The sequence below is a fragment of the Acinetobacter sp. KH_038 genome (genome assembly GCF_057839405.1).
The window spans coordinates 68,964-89,193 of the sequence record NZ_JBYQPF010000002.1 but is presented as its reverse complement, the minus strand read 5'-3'; the positions used below and the strand labels follow the sequence as shown (position 1 = coordinate 89,193).

At 41.9% G+C, this 20,230-nt stretch carries 9 protein-coding genes and 9 pseudogenes; 11 read left to right on the top strand and 7 right to left on the bottom strand.

The annotated features are described in order from the left end of the window. The first annotated feature begins 10 nt into the window (after positions 1 to 10). Together lldR and lldD are read left to right on the top strand one after the other, a co-directional pair. Positions 11 to 754: a transcriptional regulator LldR gene (gene lldR, locus AC3IT7_RS15405; protein ID WP_004282146.1), complete on the top strand. Its 744-nt coding sequence runs from the start codon at positions 11 to 13 to the stop codon at positions 752 to 754. A gap of 3 nt (positions 755 to 757) precedes the next feature. Then, the gene (gene lldD / locus AC3IT7_RS15400; protein WP_004282143.1) at positions 758 to 1,903 is read left to right on the top strand and encodes an FMN-dependent L-lactate dehydrogenase LldD; all 1,146 of its coding nucleotides are present in this window, start codon (positions 758 to 760) and stop codon (positions 1,901 to 1,903) included. Positions 1,904 to 2,256: 353 nt separating this feature from the next. On the opposite strand, the pseudogene AC3IT7_RS15395 reads toward lldD, so the two are convergent. After that, positions 2,257 to 2,355: pseudogene (locus AC3IT7_RS15395) on the bottom strand (VF530 family DNA-binding protein); the annotation flags it as partial. Positions 2,356 to 2,475: 120 nt separating this feature from the next. Between AC3IT7_RS15395 and fruB the strand changes: the two are divergent. From fruB to AC3IT7_RS15375, 4 genes and pseudogenes are all read left to right on the top strand, one after another. Next, a pseudogene (gene fruB, locus AC3IT7_RS15390) lies at positions 2,476 to 3,604 on the top strand (fused PTS fructose transporter subunit IIA/HPr protein); the annotation flags it as partial. An 86-nt stretch (positions 3,605 to 3,690) separates the two neighbouring features. Then, a pseudogene (ptsP, locus tag AC3IT7_RS15385) lies at positions 3,691 to 5,340 on the top strand (phosphoenolpyruvate--protein phosphotransferase); the annotation flags it as partial. Between the two features lie 6 nt (positions 5,341 to 5,346). Further along, the gene (gene pfkB, locus AC3IT7_RS15380; protein ID WP_004282140.1) at positions 5,347 to 6,279 is read left to right on the top strand and encodes a 1-phosphofructokinase; all 933 of its coding nucleotides are present in this window, start codon (positions 5,347 to 5,349) and stop codon (positions 6,277 to 6,279) included. 4 nt (positions 6,280 to 6,283) lie between these two features. Then, entirely contained in the window at positions 6,284 to 7,966 is a 1,683-nt protein-coding gene (locus AC3IT7_RS15375; protein ID WP_004733119.1) for a fructose-specific PTS transporter subunit EIIC, read from the top strand. Positions 7,967 to 7,995: 29 nt separating this feature from the next. Here AC3IT7_RS15375 and AC3IT7_RS15370 read toward each other — a convergent pair. Then, positions 7,996 to 8,232: pseudogene (locus tag AC3IT7_RS15370) on the bottom strand (hypothetical protein); the annotation flags it as partial. Between the two features lie 4 nt (positions 8,233 to 8,236). Next, positions 8,237 to 8,323: pseudogene (locus AC3IT7_RS15365) on the bottom strand (serine/threonine protein kinase); the annotation flags it as partial. A gap of 156 nt (positions 8,324 to 8,479) precedes the next feature. On the opposite strand from AC3IT7_RS15365, the gene AC3IT7_RS15360 reads away from it, so the two are divergent. Next, positions 8,480 to 11,827 carry a DEAD/DEAH box helicase gene (locus AC3IT7_RS15360; RefSeq protein WP_005093800.1) on the top strand — a complete coding sequence of 1,116 codons (3,348 nt, stop codon included), beginning with the start codon at positions 8,480 to 8,482 and terminating at the stop codon, positions 11,825 to 11,827. 18 nt (positions 11,828 to 11,845) lie between these two features. On the opposite strand, the gene AC3IT7_RS15355 is transcribed toward AC3IT7_RS15360, so the two are convergent. The 4 genes and pseudogenes from AC3IT7_RS15355 to AC3IT7_RS15340 all read right to left on the bottom strand — a co-directional run. After that, the gene (locus AC3IT7_RS15355; RefSeq protein WP_004282132.1) at positions 11,846 to 13,135 is read right to left on the bottom strand and encodes a type II toxin-antitoxin system HipA family toxin; all 1,290 of its coding nucleotides are present in this window, start codon (positions 13,133 to 13,135) and stop codon (positions 11,846 to 11,848) included. Continuing rightward, the gene (locus tag AC3IT7_RS15350) at positions 13,132 to 13,440 is read right to left on the bottom strand and encodes a helix-turn-helix transcriptional regulator (RefSeq protein ID WP_004282130.1); all 309 of its coding nucleotides are present in this window, start codon (positions 13,438 to 13,440) and stop codon (positions 13,132 to 13,134) included. Before AC3IT7_RS15350 ends, AC3IT7_RS15355 begins: the two co-directional genes overlap by 4 nt. Before the next feature lie 142 nt (positions 13,441 to 13,582). Then, a pseudogene (locus AC3IT7_RS15345) lies at positions 13,583 to 13,897 on the bottom strand (transposase); the annotation flags it as partial. Positions 13,898 to 14,029: 132 nt separating this feature from the next. Further along, positions 14,030 to 14,225: pseudogene (locus AC3IT7_RS15340) on the bottom strand (IS3 family transposase); the annotation flags it as partial. Positions 14,226 to 14,287: 62 nt separating this feature from the next. Between AC3IT7_RS15340 and AC3IT7_RS15335 the strand changes: the two are divergent. The 4 genes and pseudogenes from AC3IT7_RS15335 to AC3IT7_RS15320 form a co-directional block, all read left to right on the top strand. Then, positions 14,288 to 14,590 (top strand): annotated as a pseudogene (locus AC3IT7_RS15335) (transposase); the annotation flags it as partial. Positions 14,591 to 14,632: 42 nt separating this feature from the next. Then, the gene (locus tag AC3IT7_RS15330) at positions 14,633 to 17,299 is read left to right on the top strand and encodes an excinuclease ABC subunit UvrA (protein ID WP_005100732.1); all 2,667 of its coding nucleotides are present in this window, start codon (positions 14,633 to 14,635) and stop codon (positions 17,297 to 17,299) included. A 165-nt stretch (positions 17,300 to 17,464) separates the two neighbouring features. Continuing rightward, positions 17,465 to 18,404: pseudogene (locus tag AC3IT7_RS15325) on the top strand (IS5 family transposase). Positions 18,405 to 18,843: 439 nt separating this feature from the next. Beyond that, positions 18,844 to 20,178 (top strand): ISNCY family transposase, encoded by a 1,335-nt coding sequence (locus AC3IT7_RS15320; protein WP_489250029.1) that lies wholly within the window; start codon positions 18,844 to 18,846, stop codon positions 20,176 to 20,178. Positions 20,179 to 20,230 lie beyond the last annotated feature (52 nt).

Here is a 20,230-nt window from a genome sequence, read left to right as displayed (position 1 = left end):
AAGGAAAAAAATGAAAGTCTCCGACAAAGTGGTACAGCGTTTACGTCTGTTGATTGAAAAAAATAATGTGCAAGTCGGAGAGCGATTGCCTGCTGAACGCCAACTCTGTGAACAGTTAGGTGTGTCTCGTAGCTCTTTACGTGAGGCGATTCAACAACTGATTACCGCAGGGATTATTCAGAGCAAAGCGGGTGCAGGCACCTATTTAAAGCAGTTGCCTGCACATTGGTCACAGTATCAAATCGTTGAGCCATTATCCGGTTTGATGGATCAGGATCCTGAATATCGTTTTGATGTACAAGAAGCTCGTATGGTGCTTGAAGGTGGTACAGCATGGTATGCCGCACAACGTGCCACACCCAGTGATTTGATCAATATTCGTCAATGTTTTGAGCAGATTAGCCATTTTCAGGCTTTAGGTGATGATGCCCACGCAGCAATAGCGGATGCGAATTTTCATCTGGCGATTGCAGAAGCATCCCACAATCTAGTGCTGATCCAAATGATGCGTAGTTTGTTTGATTTATTGCAAGACAACGTGATGTTAGGGCGACGTAAAGTTTACACCACACCACAACATTTTGAACAATTGCATGACCAGCATTTTGAGGTGATGGACGCAATTGAACGTCAAGACTCAGAGACTGCACGTAAGGCAGCTTGTGGGCATATTGAATTTGTTGTTCAACGCGTACGTATGATCGATGAAGAAGAAGCTCGTCGTCAACGTTCGAGTCGATTAAATAGGACATAAGTTATGATTATTTCTTCTGCAAATGACTATCGTGAAGCTGCGAAACGTCGTTTACCGCCATTTTTATTTGAATACATCGATGGTGGTGCCTATGCGGAATATACTTTAAAGCGTAATGTAGACGATTTATCAAAAATCGCTTTACGTCAACGTGTGTTAAATGACATGTCTGAGCTGAGCTTAGAAACGCAATTGTTTGGTGAAAATTTGGCGTTGCCAGTGGCATTGTCACCTGTAGGTCTAACGGGTATGTATGCGCGTCGTGGTGAAGTTCAAGCCGCGGTTGCCGCAGATAAAAAGGGCATTCCATTTACCTTATCAACAGTTTCAGTTTGTCCAATTGAAGAAGTGGCACCTGCGATTCAACGTCCGATGTGGTTTCAACTGTATGTACTACGTGACCGTGGTTTTATGAAAAATGCCTTGGAACGTGCTAAAGCCGCAGGCTGTTCTACCTTAGTATTCACAGTCGATATGCCTGTTCCAGGTGCGCGTTATCGTGATGCACATTCAGGAATGAGTGGTAAAAATGCTGCAATACGTCGTTATATGCAATCGTGTATGCACCCACACTGGGCTTGGAATGTCGGTTTATTGGGTCGTCCGCATGATTTGGGTAACATTTCGAAATATTTAGGTAAGCCGACAGGTCTGGAAGATTATATCGGTTGGCTGGGAAATAACTTTGACCCTTCAATTTCTTGGAAAGATCTTGAGTGGATTCGTGATTATTGGGAGGGTCCCATGGTTATTAAGGGGATTTTAGATCCTGAGGATGCCAAGGATGCGGTACGTTTCGGAGCAGATGGAATTGTGGTCTCCAATCACGGTGGTCGTCAGCTTGATGGTGTTTTGTCTTCTGCTCGTGCGCTTCCTTCAATTGCAAGTGCGGTCAAAGGTGACATCAAAATTTTAGCAGATTCAGGGATTCGTAACGGTCTTGATGTGGTACGTATGTTGGCTATGGGTGCAGATATTTGCATGCTTGGTCGTGCATTTGTATACGCACTTGGTGCTGCCGGCGGTTCTGGGGTAAGTAATTTACTAGATTTGATTGAGAAAGAAATGCGTGTGGCAATGACATTGACTGGTGCAAGAACCATTGCAGATATTACATCGGATTGCCTGGTCAAGCTAGAGAAAGAGTAAGCGATTTAATTACTCACATTACTAAGGCTTTGCCAACTTTCCTTTGAAAAAAGAGATTTTTATCTGAATAATTTGGGTAAACAAAGCTTCCTTTTGAAAAAAACCAACCTTGGCAAGAGTCACCGACATAAAATACACTAAATAACATAATTGGTACGTTAATAAACTCTATATATAACAGTTATATAGAGTTTTTATTTTGTGTGACGTAATTTAAGGTGGGGTCGGATACTTTGATTTTTGGTCACTAATTTATTGTGATAATCAACAATAATAACCAACATACATATGCTTAATCTAAGGGTATTTTACTGACTGGTATAATTTTATGATGAGAGGGGTGTTGCCTGAGGTTACGGTTTCTGTTTGGCCTTTTGGCGTAAGACGTACAAATATAAGCTTTCTACTTTTTCACGTGCCCATGGTGTGGTACGCAAGAATCGTAATGATGATCATGAAGATAAAATCAAAAAATACAGATTTTTGTGTAAATCCTGAGTAGAATTCGACTTTTATTTTTTCTCCAGTAAAAAGGCATAGCTTTTCACTATGCTATTTTGCAAGGACGCTTTATGCTCGCGCTAGATATACAACATATTCGAATGAAACAACACGCCACTGATAAAGCACAAGCGTTGCAATGTCTAGTCGATATCTTGGTCAAAGACCAGTTGGTTACACCTGATTATATTCATGGGTTGACCGGGCGCGAACAACAAAGTGCAACGTATTTAGGGCAAGGAATTGCCATTCCGCATGGGACGCCTCAGTCTCGCCAATATATTTTAAAAACTGGTATTCGTCTGGCGCACTTTCCTGAAGGAGTTGTTTGGGACGGTGAAAATAAAATTTATTTAGCAGTAGTGATTGCTGCGAAATCAGATGAGCATTTGCAAGTCTTACAAATTTTGACGCGGGCTTTAATTAATGATGTCGCTGATCAAGTGAAACAGGCTCAATCCGCAGAGCAAATTATTGCATTATTACAAGCCCAACCTGCATCTTTGGCATTGCATGAAAATTTAATCGCCACTCAAGTTCCCGCACTTGATGTAGAAGATTTAATTTGGCACGCAACACAGTTGCTGAAACAGCAAAAAATGGTGGAGTGTGGTTTTCTGTCGGGTTTAAATCTAAACAGCATGATTCATTTAGGGGAGGGGGTCTGGTCGATCACTTCTAACCAGCATGTTTTGAGCCCAGCTGTAAGTTTGGTAAAAGCGGAACAGGTTTTAAGCCATCAGCAGGAAATGCTCAAGACTTTGGTGTGTATTGCCAGTAATGAGCAACTGGATATGCAACGGTTTCAACGGTTAATGGATATTTTGTTTGATACTGAACAAGTTCATACCCTCAACCAAGAGCAAGATAGTCACCAGTTGGCGCAGTTAATTGGTGCTGAACTGATTCCTGATTGGCCATCTCGTCGTATTGTCTTAGCTAATGCTCATGGTCTACATGCGCGTCCCGCGACACACTTGGTCAATATGACTAAGAAATTTGCAGGGGATGTTCTCGTTGCTGTAGATGAGGGGGCTTACGTTTCGGCAAAAAGTTTAACCAAATTATTAGCCATGGGATGTCGTCGTGGTCAAACTCTGACTTTTATTGCACAACCCGATACCGATGCTGTAGCAGGCTTAGAACAGATTATTGATGCAGTTAAACAGGGCTTAGGAGAAGAGGTTGAAGCTGTTGATTTTGTATCTCATCAGCACAGCAATAGTGACCCAGTCGTAAATACTTTGGAATTAATGCCTTTTGAATCACATGGCGATACGGGTAGCTGCGGTATTGCGGCATCAACTGGCCTTGCTTTTGGTCCTGCTCATGTGGTGAAGCCACGCGAATTTAGTTATGAACGTCGCGGACAGAGTTTTAAAGCTGAGAATGAAAAGCTTGAAATTGCGCTTCATCAGGTGAAAAATAGCTTACGTCAATTCATTGCACATACTGAATCTACTGCCATTAAGCAGATATTCATGGCACATTTGGAAATGCTGGATGATCCAGACCTCCTCCAAAGTGTACAACGCGGTTTAAAACAGGGGTTGTCTGCTGCTGCAGCTTGGCATGATCATATTGAAGTGGCTGCTACCGCACAGGCTGCACTTAGCGATCGTTTACTTGCAGAGCGTGCGGCTGATTTAAGGGATATTGGTGAGCGAGTTTTGGCTGTTTTGTGCGGTGTGGCCGATGTCACAGAACCCGAGCAACCTTATATCTTAATTATGCATGATGTTGGCCCGAGTGATGTAGCGCGTCTGAATAAAGATCGTGTTGCAGGCATTTTGACCGCGGTTGGTGGAGCGAGTGCCCATAGTGCTATTGTGGCACGTGCTCTGGCTATTCCAGCAGTCGTAGGTGCAGGTGTAGCTGTTTTAAATATTGAGAACCATGCCACCGTGCTAATTAATGGGGATACTGGGGAGTATGTGGTCTCACCCGAGCAAAATCAGATTGATCATGCCATTGCAGAGCGCCAACGCCAGCGTGAGTTGCGAGAACAAGCGGAACAGCATTGTTTAGAACCTGCCATCACACTGGATCAACATCAAGTTGAAATCGCAGCCAATATTGGCAAAGTGGGCGCTACGATACAGGCTGTGGCCGATGGGGCAGAAGCAATTGGTTTGCTACGCACAGAATTGGTCTTTATGTCACACAGCAGTGCGCCTGATGAGGCTACACAGGAAGCCGATTATCGGGTGGTGTTAGATGCTTTGGCAGGTCGTCCATTGGTGGTACGTACACTTGATGTGGGCGGGGACAAACCTTTGCCGTATTTGCCTATTGAAAAGGAAGAAAATCCATTCTTGGGCTTACGTGGTATTCGTCTGACTTTACGTAAGCCAGAGTTGTTACGTCAGCAATTGGTTGCTTTACTTAAAGCAGCGGATAATCGCCCATTAAGAATTATGTTTCCGATGATTGGGCGGGTTGAAGAATGGCGAGCAGCAAAAGCAATTTTGGATGAGGTTCGCATACAGCATCCATGTGAAAACTTACAAGTCGGTATTATGATTGAGGTTCCTGCGGCAGCATTGTTGGCTCCAATTCTTGCTCAAGAAGTTGATTTTTTTAGTATTGGAACCAATGACTTGACTCAATATACTCTGGCGATTGACCGTGGTCATCCACTGTTGTCTGCTGAAGCTGATGGCTTACATCCGAGTATTTTGCTATTGATTGATCAAACTGTTCGGGCAGCACATCAGCATGGTAAATGGGTGGGCATTTGTGGTGAATTGGCTGCTGATCCAAAAGCTGTGCCTGTATTGATAGGCTTGGGCGTGGATGAGTTGAGTATGTCGAGTACCAGTATTCCATTGGTGAAGGCGCAAATTCGTGGTTTGAACTATATAAATTGCAAACAGGTCGCACAGCAAGCCTTAAGTTGTGACAGTGCGTCTGCCGTACGTGCATTGGTGGAGTAATTACGAATGGCTAAGATATTAAGCATTACTCTGAATCCTGCAATTGACCTCACCGTGCAATTGGATCAACTAAAAGTTGGCGAGGTCAATCGTCAGTTAACGGCCCAAAGCCATGCAGCAGGTAAAGGCTTAAACGTGGCACAGGTCCTTAAGGATTTGGGACATGAACTGATTGTGAGTGGCTTTTTGGGGCAAGAAAACCGTCAAATTTTTGACCATCATATCCAGCAAGAGCAATTTGATAACCAATTTATTTATGTTGCAGGTGAAACACGACAAAACATTAAAGTTGCAGAAGCTTCTGGTCAGATGACTGACATCAATGGCAAGGGCTTTTTTGTAGATACCTCAGCAAAACAACAACTATGTGAACGTTTATCTCAACTGATTTTAGAGGTTGATGTGATTGTGATTGCTGGCAGTTTGCCACAAGGGTTTTCTGCAGAAGAGCTTTCGACACTGATTTTATGGTTACAGTCTGCGGGTAAAAAAGTCGCAGTAGATACCAGTGGTGTTGCGTTGAAAGCAGCAATTGCTGCCCATCCTTGGTTGATTAAGCCTAATACAGATGAGTTGACGGAAACTTACCATTTGCCAGCAGAAACGTTTGCAGAACAGCAGCATCTTTTTGCCAGTTTAAATAGTCAGATCGAACATATTGTGGTCTCGATGGGTGAAAACGGGGTGAACTGGCTTCACCGCACGCACCCCCTGCATGCTACTGCACCGAAGGTCACCGTCCAAAGTACTGTGGGTGCGGGAGATTCTTTGCTGGCAGGTATGATTCATGGGTTGTTGAGTTCAACTTCCCCAGAAGAAACATTGAAAACAGCAACCGCAATTGCGAGCAATGCTGTGACCCAAATTGGGTTTGCCCTTCCAGACTTTGCTGTTATTGAAGATTTGAAATCGCAAATCTCAGTCCAATCATTGAGTTAATACGATGCCAGAGATAAAACATATTTTATTTGTGCCACATAGTCCCGAGCAGCCGATTAATGCAGTGATTTTGTCCAAAAAACTGTCCAAAGCAGCGACAGCACTTGGTATTTCCAATCATGTGGCGACATCAGTCGAGCATCTCGATTTATCAAATGTTATTGATACGGTTGTTTTTGTAGGACAGAAGTCGGCAGAAGCGGATCAACTGCGTGACAAGGTTGTGAAAGTCATTGGTTTGAATAACGCACAACACGATGCGATCATGCTTTTGCAACAAGTTCTTGAGCATTCAGATGCTTTAGATGAAACTATTGCAGCCAATGTAGGGGTTACACGGTTTGTCGCCATTACAGCATGTCCAACTGGTGTTGCGCATACGTTTATGGCGGCCGAAGCCTTACAACAAGGTGCAGTAAAGTACGGTTATCAGATTGATGTTGAAACCCAAGGATCGGTTGGGGCTAAAAATGTTTTATCGGCAGAAAGTATTGCCAAAGCAGATGTCGTGATCTTAGCAACGGATATTGAGGTCAATACAGATCGCTTTGTAGGCAAACGTGTATATCGCTGCAGTACAGGATTTGCTCTTAAGCAAACGGATAAGACTTTTGCAAATGCAATTGCTGAAGCCAAAGTGCTTGAAACGGGTAAGCAAACAGCCACTAAGACAGAAAATGAAAACAAAGAAAAAACTGGAATTTATAAACACCTTTTAACAGGGGTGTCTTTCATGCTGCCGATGGTGGTGGCGGGCGGTTTGATCATTGCCATCTCGTTTATGTTTGGCCTCAACCCTGTTGAAGGAAGCTTTGCCGCATCCTTAAAGCAAATAGGTGCTGCAGCATTTACTCTTATGGTACCTATGCTGGCAGGTTACATTGCTTATTCTATTGCGGATCGTCCGGGTTTAACTCCAGGTTTGATTGGCGGTTTACTTGCAACACAATTAGAGGCAGGCTTTCTCGGTGGATTAGTTGCAGGTTTTATTGCAGGTTATATTGCGTTATTTTTATCGAAACAGCTTAAACTCCCAAGTAGCCTAGAAGCATTAAAACCAATTTTGATTATTCCACTATTAGCGAGTTTAGCTGTTGGTTTAATCATGATTTATGTGGTTGGACAGCCTGTTGCACAATTGTTTGAATTACTCACACACTTCCTTGCCAATATGGGGACGACCAATGCCATGATCATGGGGATTATCCTTGGGAGTATGATGTGTATTGATGTTGGGGGGCCAATAAATAAAGCGGCTTATGCCTTTACGGTGGGCTTACTTACGTCACAAACATACGGACCGATGGCGATTACCATGGCTGCGGGTATGGTACCGCCATTGGGTATGGCAATTGCAACTTTTCTGGCAAAGCATAAATTTGCCAAACCTGAGCAAGATGCAGGGAAGGCTGCTGTAGTTCTGGGCCTATGTTTCATTTCGGAAGGGGCTATTCCGTTTGCTGCCAAAGACCCGATTCGAGTGCTTCCATGCGCGATCGCAGGTGGTGCTGTAACTGGGGCTTTGGTTGCATTATTTAAATGTGAACTAGTCACTCCTCATGGCGGTGTAATGGTACTGATCATTCCGAATGCGATGAATTATCCATTAAAATATTTATTGGCGATTGCGATTGGAAGTGTGGTGACTGGTGTAGCTTATGCCGTGATAAAACAACGGTTAGAGTAAGCCCTTCATAGAAGCTTTGTGAAGGCTATTTAGTGCAATAAATGAATATTATGCTCAATCCTATTTTGGATCAGTTGGAGAGTCTCTGCTTGAATTTGTCCAGGTAATAGGTCATGAGCGATATTGCTGAATCGGATTGCAACCTTACAAATCGAGCCAATAATTTCATCGACTTCTTGGACACAAAGTTCCGCTTCCTGAGTACCAAGTTTCACAAGAGCTTGTCGAGGAATATTCAGTGCCTCACCCATGATATCCATTTGATGTGCAGGAAAGTTCTAAACCTTTACTGATCGCTTCTGCACTGTATTCAAAGGCGATTAATGGCCGACCTGTGATTGCGGTTGAGGAGACCAATGTACCCCAAAGCCAATATTCACCCCATCCATTGTAGTAAACATTAAGTTTTTGAGCATGGATTTATTTCCTTTTGATACGTTGGCGAGCACTACTGTTCTGAAATGACAGCTTTGTCCGTTATAATTGTATAAACATTTTTGGTTTCTGGTAATTATGTCCTCATTGATCAATTTTCTATCTCGCTTTAGTACTGCAACTCTTCAGCGCAGTCTGAGCTATGCTAAACACATTGATAGAGAAACAATTGAGTTCTTTGAAGAAAATGATGATGTCACGATGTATGCTCAAATTGAAGGGACAGATTATTACGATACCGCGATTACCTATAATCTTAAAAAAGACCGTTTAATCGATGACGACTGCACTTGTCCGGTTGGATATAACTGTAAACATGCTGCTGCTTTAGCGCGATTATTCTTTCAAGAATATCGTCAGGAATTTCAACAGCGTTATGCTGAATCTCAATCCTCGCAGGGAATCGCAAAACGCCAACGGGGGGATGATCAGGCGCAGCGCTGGTTGAATGATTTTAAACGGTATTTACAACAGACTGAACCAGAGCAATCTGTCAAAACAAACAATTATTTAATTTACCTGCTAGATCAGTCTGTCAGCTTAAAGAAATTGACAGTTGATGTTCAGAAGGCCAGACGCAATAAAAACGGCTCAATTGCGGGGGAAAGTTATTATACCCAATATGAAAATATCACCAGAAAGCATCTGACTTTACCTGAACAAAAACGACAATTATTTAACCAGATTTATTATTATGCCAAAATAAACAGTGACGAACGCTTTTATCAAAGCAATCTTGATATCTCCAGAATTTTATTGGAACATTTCAAATCTTTTATTCAAAGTGGCGATGTGTACTGGCAAAAAAAGAGCCATACTGCACTTCAATGGTCAGAACAAGGCTATCACATCGAACTGATCTGGCAACAAGGTGTAAACAAACAGACAGAGCATTTAAACATTGAATTGGTCAATGGTGATATTCGACTCGATTTGAAATCAAATCCACATATTCAGATTCTCGCGAGCCATCCCCCATGTTATGTGGATATTCAACAGAACACGGTGGGCCAGTTATATGGTGAATATACGGCAAATCTTCTGTACCATTTTTTACAGATGCCTGATCTTCCATCTATGCTCTTGCCAGAGTTTGAGAAACTGACTCATCAATATTCAGACGTGAAAAATCTGCCTCAGCCCGAGTCTATTCAGCATATTGATGTCCTTGAGGGAAGTCCCCAGCCAATTTTACGCTTCGGTGTTTTAGATAAATTTGATTGGAAATGGGAAGAGTCTGTTTGTGCCGAAATTGAATTCTCCTATGTAGGCGGACGAATAAAAGCAGGTACATCAGGTGACAGTTTTATTGGTGAGCAGCATGGCAAAATGGTGCGACAGCTTCGGGACTTAGTTCAGGAACAACAGTCAATCCAGCGTTTACAGCTATTGGTCGAATCACTGAAGTGGGTGAAAGATCTTAATTATTACCAGCAATTAAAACTGGATAAACAACGTCTTGATTCTATGGTTTTTGCGTTCTATGGAGACTGGATCAAACAGCTGATGCCCATCAATCAAATTGAATTGATTGGATGGCAGATAGAGCATCTGGAACACAGCCCATTTAAGCTGCAATATGTTGAAAATTTAAATATTTCCATCACTGAATCTGAAAGCCAACAAGACTGGTTCAATATCGGGGCGACCGTTCAGGACAGTGCAGGCAATAGCTATGATTTACTCGATGCACTTGTGGCTTTGGTGAAAGAACAGCCTGATTTACTTGATCCACGGATTTTTGGTCATCTGAATGACAGTCAAATTTTCACCCTGAAAACTGCAGCGGATCAACCAGATTTGGCTTTATCCGCAAAGGACATTAAGCCGGTATTGTTGCATCTGCAGAGCATTTTACAGCAAGAAGAGCGTAGCATAGATCGCTATGATGCGAGTCAACTATTAGAATTACAGCATCATCTGGGGATGGTGTGGCAGGTCAGTAATCGCCTGCAGCAATTTGCGCAGAAATTCAAACAAGGCTATCAGCAACAACTGCCGACACCACAAGGTTTTCAGGGGGAATTACGTCCATACCAGCAGCAGGGCCTAGGCTGGTTACAGTTTTTAAGGGAAACCCAGCATGGCGGGATTCTGGCGGATGATATGGGTTTGGGTAAAACAGCACAAACTTTAGCCCACTTACTCATGGAAAAGCAGGCTGGTCATTTGCAGGACAGACCCGCCTTAATTGTTGCACCCACATCGCTGATGCATAACTGGTTCAAAGAAGCGGAAAAATTTACCCCTGAGCTCAAGGTACTGCTGCTACAAGGCCCCGACCGCCATCAGTATTTTGAGCAGATTTCACACTATGACATTGTGTTAACCACCTACCCGCTCTTGGCGAGAGATGAAGAGCAACTGAAGCAATATGAATATCATCAACTCATTCTGGATGAAGCGCAGAATATTAAAAATCCGCGTGCCAAAGCTGCACAGGTAGTACGGCAATTAACAGCGCGACATCGTCTATGTCTAACTGGTACACCTATGGAAAATCATTTGGGTGAGCTGTGGGCACTATTTTATTTTCTAATGCCAGGATTTTTATATTCACAAGAAATCTTTAATAAAAAGTACCGCTATCCTATTGAAAAACGCGGCGATCAGCAGTTAAGGCAAAAGTTGGTAAACCGCATTAAACCCTTTATTTTACGTCGCTTGAAAACTGACGTTGCCAAGGAATTGCCTGAAAAAACCACGATTGAAGTCAATATTGACATGAATGAGCAGCAATCCAAGCTATATGAGGCTGTTCGCGCCACGATGCAGGCAAATATTCAGAAAATTGTGGCAGAAAAAGGCTTTAAGCGTAGTCAAATCCAAATTTTAGATGCCTTGCTGAAGCTGCGTCAGGTCTGTTGTCATCCTAGCTTGCTGAAACTGGATTCAGTTAAAACCGGGCAGGCGTATTCTGCCAAACTTGAACAGTTGATGGATATGGTTGTTCCAATGGTGGAAGAGGGACGAAAAATTCTTATTTTCTCTCAGTTTACCTCAATGTTGGAACTGATTGAACAACAGCTCTATCACGCAGAAATTGGCTATGTGAAGCTGACTGGAAAGACCAAAAAGCGAGATGAAGTCATTACAGCATTTCAGTCTGGACAAGTGCCGGTATTTTTAATCAGTCTGAAAGCAGGAGGGGTCGGTCTGAATCTAACTGCCGCAGATACGGTCATTCACTATGATCCATGGTGGAACCCTGCTGCTGAAGATCAAGCTTCAGATCGTGCATGGCGGATTGGACAGGACAAGCCGGTATTTGTGTATAAGCTGATTACCAATAAAAGCATAGAAGAAAAAATTATTGCCTTGCAGCAGAATAAAGCAGAACTGGCACAGTCTATTCTAAGCACAGATCATGAGGGAGAAGCGAAACTGACGGAAAATGATGTGATGAAATTGTTTGAGAAATTTTAGCTTGGTTACAGGTTTCCTCTAATCATCTGTAAGTATCTGAAAGTCTGGATGCAATTTTTTCCAATGTTCTCTTAATTTTTCTTTATGAACAGAAATCATAGGTAAGTCTAGTAATAGCGCTGGCCATACTGACCGTGCTTTGTCCATAATGGCGTGAAGTTGTTTTTCAATAACACGCCATGGAACACCGACTTTTTCAGCCCATTGTTCAAAGTGTTTCATCTCAGCTAAATACCAATCTTTATTTTTGGCAAGATTCAATGCGAAATGAAGCTCATTTTCAATATATACACTAGTCATCAATATATCGTATGCGGGAGATAATCTTGGTGTTCTTTTGTCCTGATAAATCATACTCCAGTTTTTTAAGTGTGCATCTCCATTGGCGAGCAAAATGTTGACAAGTAAGCGGCTGGCAAATTGCTGAATATCAAGAATTTTGTTATCTGAAAATTGATAAATGATCTTTCCTATCTGCTCATAATTTGTGGTGCTGTATTTCTGCTGTGGATATGCACCGAAGATCTGAGCAAAGTCTTCGATGTGAATAAGCTCTGTAGTATCAGCAGTACTCTGTCTATCAAATCTTTTGATTGCAAAAGCATATTGCTCTTGGGGTAAATTTAATGGTGGAAGGTTTTGTAAGAGTGCCATATCCACCAAGCGAATCTCAGGGACATCTATTCCGACCATTTTGGCAAGGCTCATCATAGAATATTCATTTAGCGGAACAAAAGCATGTCTGGAAGAAGGAGTTTTGATAATCCAGTCCCCGAGTAGAGACGATTCCGTTGCCTGGACTAGTGTAAAACGCCCATCTTTGGCTTTCATGGAAAACTTCATTTGGACGCCGGCCAAGGAAAACTTATTATCTGTTCGAATCTCTTGCTTTAAGATCTGATCTGGATTAGAGATCTGCAGTTTGAATTTTATTTCATCTGGAATTTCTTCTGGATCTAATGGAGTCGCAATGAGTGCTCCAGGTAAATCATGACCTAAAGCTGCCAATAACTGAAATTCATTGTCTATATGTACTTTGAGGCTTTGTGCAATCAGTTCGCGTAATGCACCTTCTGGTAGCAAGTTTGATAGCAAGGGATGTAAACGCTGATGTGTAACATAGGTCTTTTCTAAAATTTTATCCACTTGAGGATACAAGGGGGAAGTCAGCAGGCTCAAGGTCGGGCGTTGCTGATCAGAGCGGAAAGAATCTGTAAAAACCAGAATATTTTTTCCGCTCTGAAATCCTGCCAAGTATCCAACGATACCGTGATGTAATGTTAATTTCAGGACGGCAACAGTATTCATGGTTCCTCTCCTCCGAGAAGACCCTTCCATGGGTTAGTCATTAAGTCATCCTGATCTTCAATAGTGACTTTAATTTCATCATTCAATAATTGTCTGATCAAATGAACCTTATCATCAGGGATGAGCATCAGTTGAGCATTTAATCCTGCCGCTATAATTTCTAAGGTCTCTAATCGAGGGTTGCCCTGACTTTCCAGTTTTTGGTACTGCTGTCTTGAAATGCCTGTACGGGATTGCATATCAACTTGCTTTAAGCCCAATTGGGTTCGTCTTTTTTTGATTTGCTGAAGTAAAGACTTATTCATTGTAGATGCATTTATTGCTTTTAGGTTCTGTAAGAAACATATTAGTTTCTTTTTTTTTGAAAAGCAATTTATGACTTTATCATTTCGATCGGCTTTGTTGCACAAAGATTTGAAATGCAAAGCGCCCCTAATTGAGCCAAATTTAAGGCGTAACTTGGGTAAGTGGTCGACCTAATTCCGTAAATCTGTTAAGGACTGCTACACGTGCATGGATCTCATTCACTTGGCTATCAAAACTCCTTGCACTGAGTTTATCTCCTAATAATTTGATGCAATGCATCTTAGTTTCAACCAAACTTCGCCGATGATAGCCTGACCATTTTTTCCATAGTGTCCTGCCTAAACGCTTAACTGTTCGAAGTAATTCATTTCGCTCTAGCGAGCTACTCTTTGTATCTTTCCATGGTTTCGCATTTTTTCTAGGTGGAATCACCGCATGCCCTTGCCGATCTGCAATGAACCGTACCGGGTTTGTCGGAGACTTTTATTTAAGTTAGGCCACCTGACCTAACGGGTTAATCTTATAATCGTACATTGCTTCAAGCTCAAAAGACGACACATAACTCAGCGCATCAAGCACCATATCTGTATTCTTACCACGCCATACACCTTGTATTTCAAGATTTTGCATCAATCGAGAACTGTATAGCGCGCAATAACATAACTTCTCGTTGCAGTTGTTGCCAGACTTTACGAACGCCATACCGGCCCGAACTTTCTTTCCAAATTCGTTTGATTTGCTTAGCATGATGAAAATCATGTAGATCTCGTTTTGCTCGATGTTCCCTTGCGAAGCGATGCGCTTCTCATCGCAGGAAAGTTGGTCTCCGACAAACCCGGTACGGTTCAGTATCCAAAAATTGGAGAATCCTGGCGGGCAAATTGGGAAAATATCCGAACGATCTTTAGCTATCCTGCTGAAATACGTCATGCGATTTATACAACAAATGCAATTGAATCATTGAATAGCGTGATCCGCCATTCAACTAAAAAGAGAAAGATCTTCTCTTCTGATGATTCAGTGAAAAAGGTCATTTATTTAGCAACTTCAAATGCTGCTAAAAAATGGACCATGCCAATTCAAAATTGGCGTTTAGCAATGAATTGGTTTACGATTCAGTTCGATGATCGATTAAAAGATCATTTATAAAAAATGAGACTTACACAAAATAATTTACAGGCTCGTAGAAACATGAAAATACATTCTTTTGGTGAACACAATAACATTACTTTATCTAATAATTGTATTGAAGTTCGAGGTGCACGTGAGCATAACCTTAAGGATGTAGATGTTTCTATCCCAAGAAATGCACTTGTTGTTTTCTCAGGTGTATCGGGTTCAGGAAAATCATCACTTGCTTTTGGAACTATTTTTGCTGAAGCACAAAGAAGATATTTCGAATCTGTTGCACCTTATGCAAGACGCTTAATAGATCAGGCCGGAGTACCAGATGTTGATGCTATTGATGGTCTACCACCAGCAGTAGCATTGCAACAACAACGTGGTGCAAGTAATACCCGTTCTTCTGTTGGAAGTGTAACAACTTTATCAAGTCTCGTGCGAATGATTTATTCGCGTGCTGGTGCATATCCTGCCGATCAGCCAATGTTATATGCCGAGGACTTTTCACCGAACACTCTTCAAGGTGCTTGTCCTACCTGTCATGGTTTAGGTCACATTTATGAAGTTACAGAATCGACAATGGTTCCTGACCCAACACTCAGTATTCGTGAGAGAGCTATCGCATCATGGCCACCTGCTTGGCACGGGCAAAACTTACGCGATATCCTAGTAACCCTAGGGTATGATGTTGATCGACCATGGAAAGATTTACCGCAATCGGATAGAGACTGGATTTTATTTACTGAAGAAACCCCAACAGTTCCTGTCTATGCTGGTTTAAGCCCCGCTGAGACTCAATCTGCACTTAAACGTAAACTAGAACCCAGCTATATGGGCACTTTCACTGGTGCTCGTCGCTATGTCCTTCATACTTTTGCTAATACCCAAAGTACGTTGATGAAAAAACGTGTTTCACGTTTTATGGAAGGAAAAATATGCCCTTCCTGTCATGGTAAACGCCTTAAACCAGAAGCCTTATCTATTACCTTTGCTGGAGTAGATATTGGTGAGTTTATGCAACTTTCTTTGGATAAGTTAACTTGCCTGCTTGAGCCCATTGTTCTTGGCAATTTCGACGCTCATGATGCTGGAGAAAAGACTAATAATAAAGTAACCCAACTTGATAGATCCGAACGAGCAACAACAGGTAGAGCAGTGCATTCTGTATCTCCAGATGTAAGACGTACGTCAGCACTTTCAGATGAAAAGAAAATTGCTGCCCAGCGTTTAGCAAATGGTGTGGTGGGGCGTTTAAATCAATTACGCCAGTTAGGTCTTGGTTATCTAACATTAGATAGAGCCACACCGACTCTTTCAGCGGGAGAGTTACAACGTTTGCGTTTAGCAACACAATTAAGTTCTATGCTATTTGGTGTAGTTTATGTACTGGATGAACCGTCTGCTGGATTACATCCTTCAGATAGTCAGTCATTATATGATTCTCTCGATAAATTAAGAGACGCTGGAAACTCCGTATTTGTTGTAGAGCATGATTTAGAGCTCATGCGTCGTGCTCAATGGTTAGTGGATGTTGGACCAGATGCAGGAGAGCAAGGTGGTAATATTTTATATAGTGGAGTACCTCAGGGTTTAAGTGAGATTTCAGCTTCACGTACTGCAAGTTATTTATTTAATAAAATCCCAGTTACTCAAAGTTATGGACGTACACCCTCTGGTTGGCTTGAACTTAACAATATTTACCGACATAACCTGCATAATATTGATGCTCGTATACCTCTTGGTGTACTTACAGCAGTTACAGGTATTTCAGGTTCAGGTAAATCTAGTCTCGTTTCTCAAGCTTTACCCGAGTTAGTACTTTCATATTTAGGCAATGAATCTGAAACTGAAAACAATAATGAAAATAATCCGTTAAATGAAGGAATGTTGGTTACCGAGGTTACACAGGGTTCTCTGGCTGGTGATGTGGAGGCTATACAGCGTCTGGTACAGGTTGATCAAAAACCAATTGGCCGTACTCCACGTTCTAATCTGGCAACTTATACGGGTTTATTTGATCATGTTAGAAAGTTATTTGCTGGGACTCCTGAAGCTCGCCAAGCTCATTATGATGCTGGACGTTTTTCGTTTAATGTGGCTAAAGGGCGATGTGAAACTTGTGAAGGTGAAGGCTTTGTCAGTGTAGAATTATTGTTTATGCCAAGTGTATATGCCCCTTGTCCGACATGTCATGGTGCTCGATATAATGATGACACTCTGAAAATTCGCTGGAATGGACGTAATATTGCTGAAGTATTAGGAATGACCGTCAATGAAGCACGTGATTTTTTTGATGGAGAGGTCTCGATTGCTCGTTCACTACAATTATTAAAGGAAATTGGCCTTGGTTATTTACGTTTAGGGCAACCAGCGACTGAACTATCTGGTGGAGAAGCGCAACGTATTAAATTGGCGACCGAGCTGCAACGCAATCAGCGTGGAAATACACTGTATATACTTGATGAGCCAACTACAGGTTTGCATCCATCAGATGTAGATCGATTGTTAGTTCAATTGCAGCGATTAGTCGATGCGGGTAATACCGTGGTTATGATTGAGCATGATATGCGTGCCGTTGCACAAGCAGATTGGGTGATTGATGTGGGACCAGGTGCTGGAAATGCTGGTGGGAATATTGTTGTGGCAGGAACACCAAAACAAATAACAGAAAATCAAGATAGCCGTACTGCTCCATATTTAGTTAATGAGTTAGTGAGTCGTGATACTAAACATTGATATTGCGAGTGGGTAGAATAAAACCTTAAATTAAAAGCCTGTAAAATCAATCAGATATTTTTTGTTTTAGGTGGTGTGTGAGCATGAAATCTAAAATTTTTTTCAACTAAGGGCTTTGTTGCACAAACCTATCTGTAACGGCTTTTTCAGCGATATAATTTTCAAATGAAGAAGCCTACACACAAAATCTACCGCACAACCAATTGGCCCGCATATAACCGAGCACTCATGAGTCGCGGAAATATTGCCATTTGGTTTGATCCTGCTACGCAATGGTATGCGCCATCAAAAGGCAAACAAGGGCGAAATCAAACCTACTCCGACGCAGCCATCCAATGCTGCTTAATGATTAAATCCTTATTCCGTCTGTCTTTACGTATGGTTACTGGCTTTGTGCAAAGTCTGATTAAACTTTGCGGCTGAGCAGCCCCGAATATCAGTGATATTCGTACAGTACGCTTTGTAGAAGACAAAAGCATATTGATATTGCAATCAGCTACCAAAAAAGTAGCGATGGGCTGCATCTACTCATGGACTCTACAGGCATGAAGTTTCTAGGTGAGGTCGAATGGAAGCGCAAGAAACATGGACCTGAATATCGTCGCCAATGGCGTAAACTACATATTGGTATAGATGCCAAAACCCTGCAAATACGAGCAGTTCAGCTTACAACCAATAATGTCAGTGATTCACAGGTGCTTGGTGATTTACTTAATCAGATTCCACAAGATGAGCGGATTGACTCTGTTTATACCGATGGAGCTTATGACACCAAGCAATGCCGTCAGGTCATTGCAGATCGGCAAGGGCATGCGGTGATTCCACCTAGAAAAAATGCGAAACCATGGAAAGATACAAAGAGTAGCTCGCTAGAACGAAATGAATTACTTCGAACAGTTAAACGTTTAGGCAGGACACTATGGAAAAAATGGTCAGGCTATCATCGGCGAAGTTGGTTGAAACTAAGATGCACTGCATTAAATTATTAGGAGATAAACTCAGCGCAAGGAGTTTTGATAGCCAAGTGAATGAAATTCATGCACGTGTAGCAGTCCTCAACAGATTTACGGAATCAGGTCGACCATTTACCCAAGTTACGCCTTAAATTTGGCTCAATTAGGGGCGCTTTGCATTTCAAATCTTTGTGCAACAAAGCCCTTTGAAAGCGTAAAACTTTCATTGAGAACAACAATGGGTATAGACAGGGACAGTACGAGTTGAGGTGAAACAATAATATTAGTTGTTTTTTAGTTGAACCTTTTTTTGTCAATCGAATTGTTTTTAGTTCAAACATGATGAAGTTTATGAATTAAAATTTAATTCAACATATCATATTTATCTAATTAAAGGATAGTACTTTAACTTATTGAAATCAGGTGAGTGTAAGGGATATATGAAGTTATTGTTTGGTATACTTCGCTTAACATAATCAATATTATACGAAATCAGTGTGTTAGAACCCATTTAAAGTGTCTATATTCTCACCAATAAAAATGTCTGGTTTATGATGGTTTTTATCACCATGGACTGGATATAAAATATAGATGCTGATCACTATGTCTGATAAAGAAATTCAACGTCTTGCAGTTCTGCAAGACGTTAGAGATCATCGTATTACCCAGGTCCGTGCTGCTGAAATCCTGAATCTTTCCACCCGTCAAATTACCCGGTTATTGCAGAAGCTCAATCAAGATGGTGTCTCAGGTATGGCACATGCCAGTCGTGGTCAACCGGGTCATCGTCGCCATGACGTCCTGTTAAAATCAGAATGTCTTTCCATTATTTCTGAACATTTACTTGGCTTTGGTCCTACATTGGCTCATGAGAAGCTCAGCAGCATGTTTGGCCTGAATATCCCGGTAGAAACGGTTCGGCGCTGGATGACTGCAAATGACCTTTGGATTCCGCGATCCAAACGTCTAAAACGCCCATACCAGCCACGCTATAACCGTGATTGCTTCGGTGAGCTGATCCAGATTGATGGCTCATATCATGACTGGTTTGAAGGAAGAGCCACCAAATGCTGTTTGCTGGTTTATATCGATGATGCTACCGGCAAGCTGTTGCATCTACGCTTTTGTGAGGCTGAAACGACCTTTGACTATATGCTTTCAACCCAAGCCTACATTGAGCAATACGGCAAGCCCTTGGCCTTTTATAGCGATAAACACTCGGTATTTAGAGTCAACCAGAAATCCAGGCAAGATAGCCAGATCACGCAATTTGGGCGGATTCTGAATGAGTTAAATATTGATATTATCTTCGCCAACTCACCCCAGGCCAAAGGCCGTGTGGAACGTGCCAATAGAACACTCCAGGATCGCCTGATCAAGGAAATGCGCCTAGAAGGTATCTGTTCAATTGCCGAGGCAAATGCCTGGCTGCCCTGCTTTATTGAGCATTTCAATCAGAAGTTTGCCAAGTGTGCGCGAAACTCAAAGAATTTACATCGGCCATTAACCGAATCTCATCTTGAACTGGATGATATTTTTACCTGGCAGGAACCGCGTAAGGTCACCAAGAATCTGACCCTGACCTATGACAAATGTATTTATCTGCTTGAACCGATAGAGCTGAATCATAAGCTTGTTGGGCAATATATTTCATTTCTGGAGTACCCGGATGGGACTGTGGCCCTCATGCACGAGGGACGAAAGCTCAACTACAGCATTTTCAATAAATTAGCTGGGCTACAGCAGAATGAGATCGTTGAGAATAAACGGTTAGGTACAGTTCTGGCACATATTCAGCAACAGCATGAAGAGTTGGAAAAACAGAATAAACGTTCCCGTCTCAAGAAAAGTATGCCGAGTCGTAAAGCTCAGAAAGCTGTTATTGAACAAAGAAAGTTAAATCCTGTGCTTGACTCTTTTAGTTAAAAACAGGACATTTTAAATGGTTTATCGCATAGACATTTTAATTGGTGAATAA

Coding starts and splice junctions, on each gene's coding strand:
- AC3IT7_RS15375 (WP_004733119.1), top strand. CDS start 6,284: ATGCCAGAGATAAAACATATTTTATTTGTGCCACATAGTCCCGAGCAG.
- AC3IT7_RS15360 (WP_005093800.1), top strand. CDS start 8,480: ATGTCCTCATTGATCAATTTTCTATCTCGCTTTAGTACTGCAACTCTT.
- AC3IT7_RS15320 (WP_489250029.1), top strand. CDS start 18,844: ATGCTGATCACTATGTCTGATAAAGAAATTCAACGTCTTGCAGTTCTG.
- lldR (WP_004282146.1), top strand. CDS start 11: ATGAAAGTCTCCGACAAAGTGGTACAGCGTTTACGTCTGTTGATTGAA.
- AC3IT7_RS15330 (WP_005100732.1), top strand. CDS start 14,633: ATGAAAATACATTCTTTTGGTGAACACAATAACATTACTTTATCTAAT.
- AC3IT7_RS15355 (WP_004282132.1), bottom strand. CDS start 13,135: ATGAATACTGTTGCCGTCCTGAAATTAACATTACATCACGGTATCGTT.
- pfkB (WP_004282140.1), top strand. CDS start 5,347: ATGGCTAAGATATTAAGCATTACTCTGAATCCTGCAATTGACCTCACC.
- lldD (WP_004282143.1), top strand. CDS start 758: ATGATTATTTCTTCTGCAAATGACTATCGTGAAGCTGCGAAACGTCGT.
- AC3IT7_RS15350 (WP_004282130.1), bottom strand. CDS start 13,440: ATGAATAAGTCTTTACTTCAGCAAATCAAAAAAAGACGAACCCAATTG.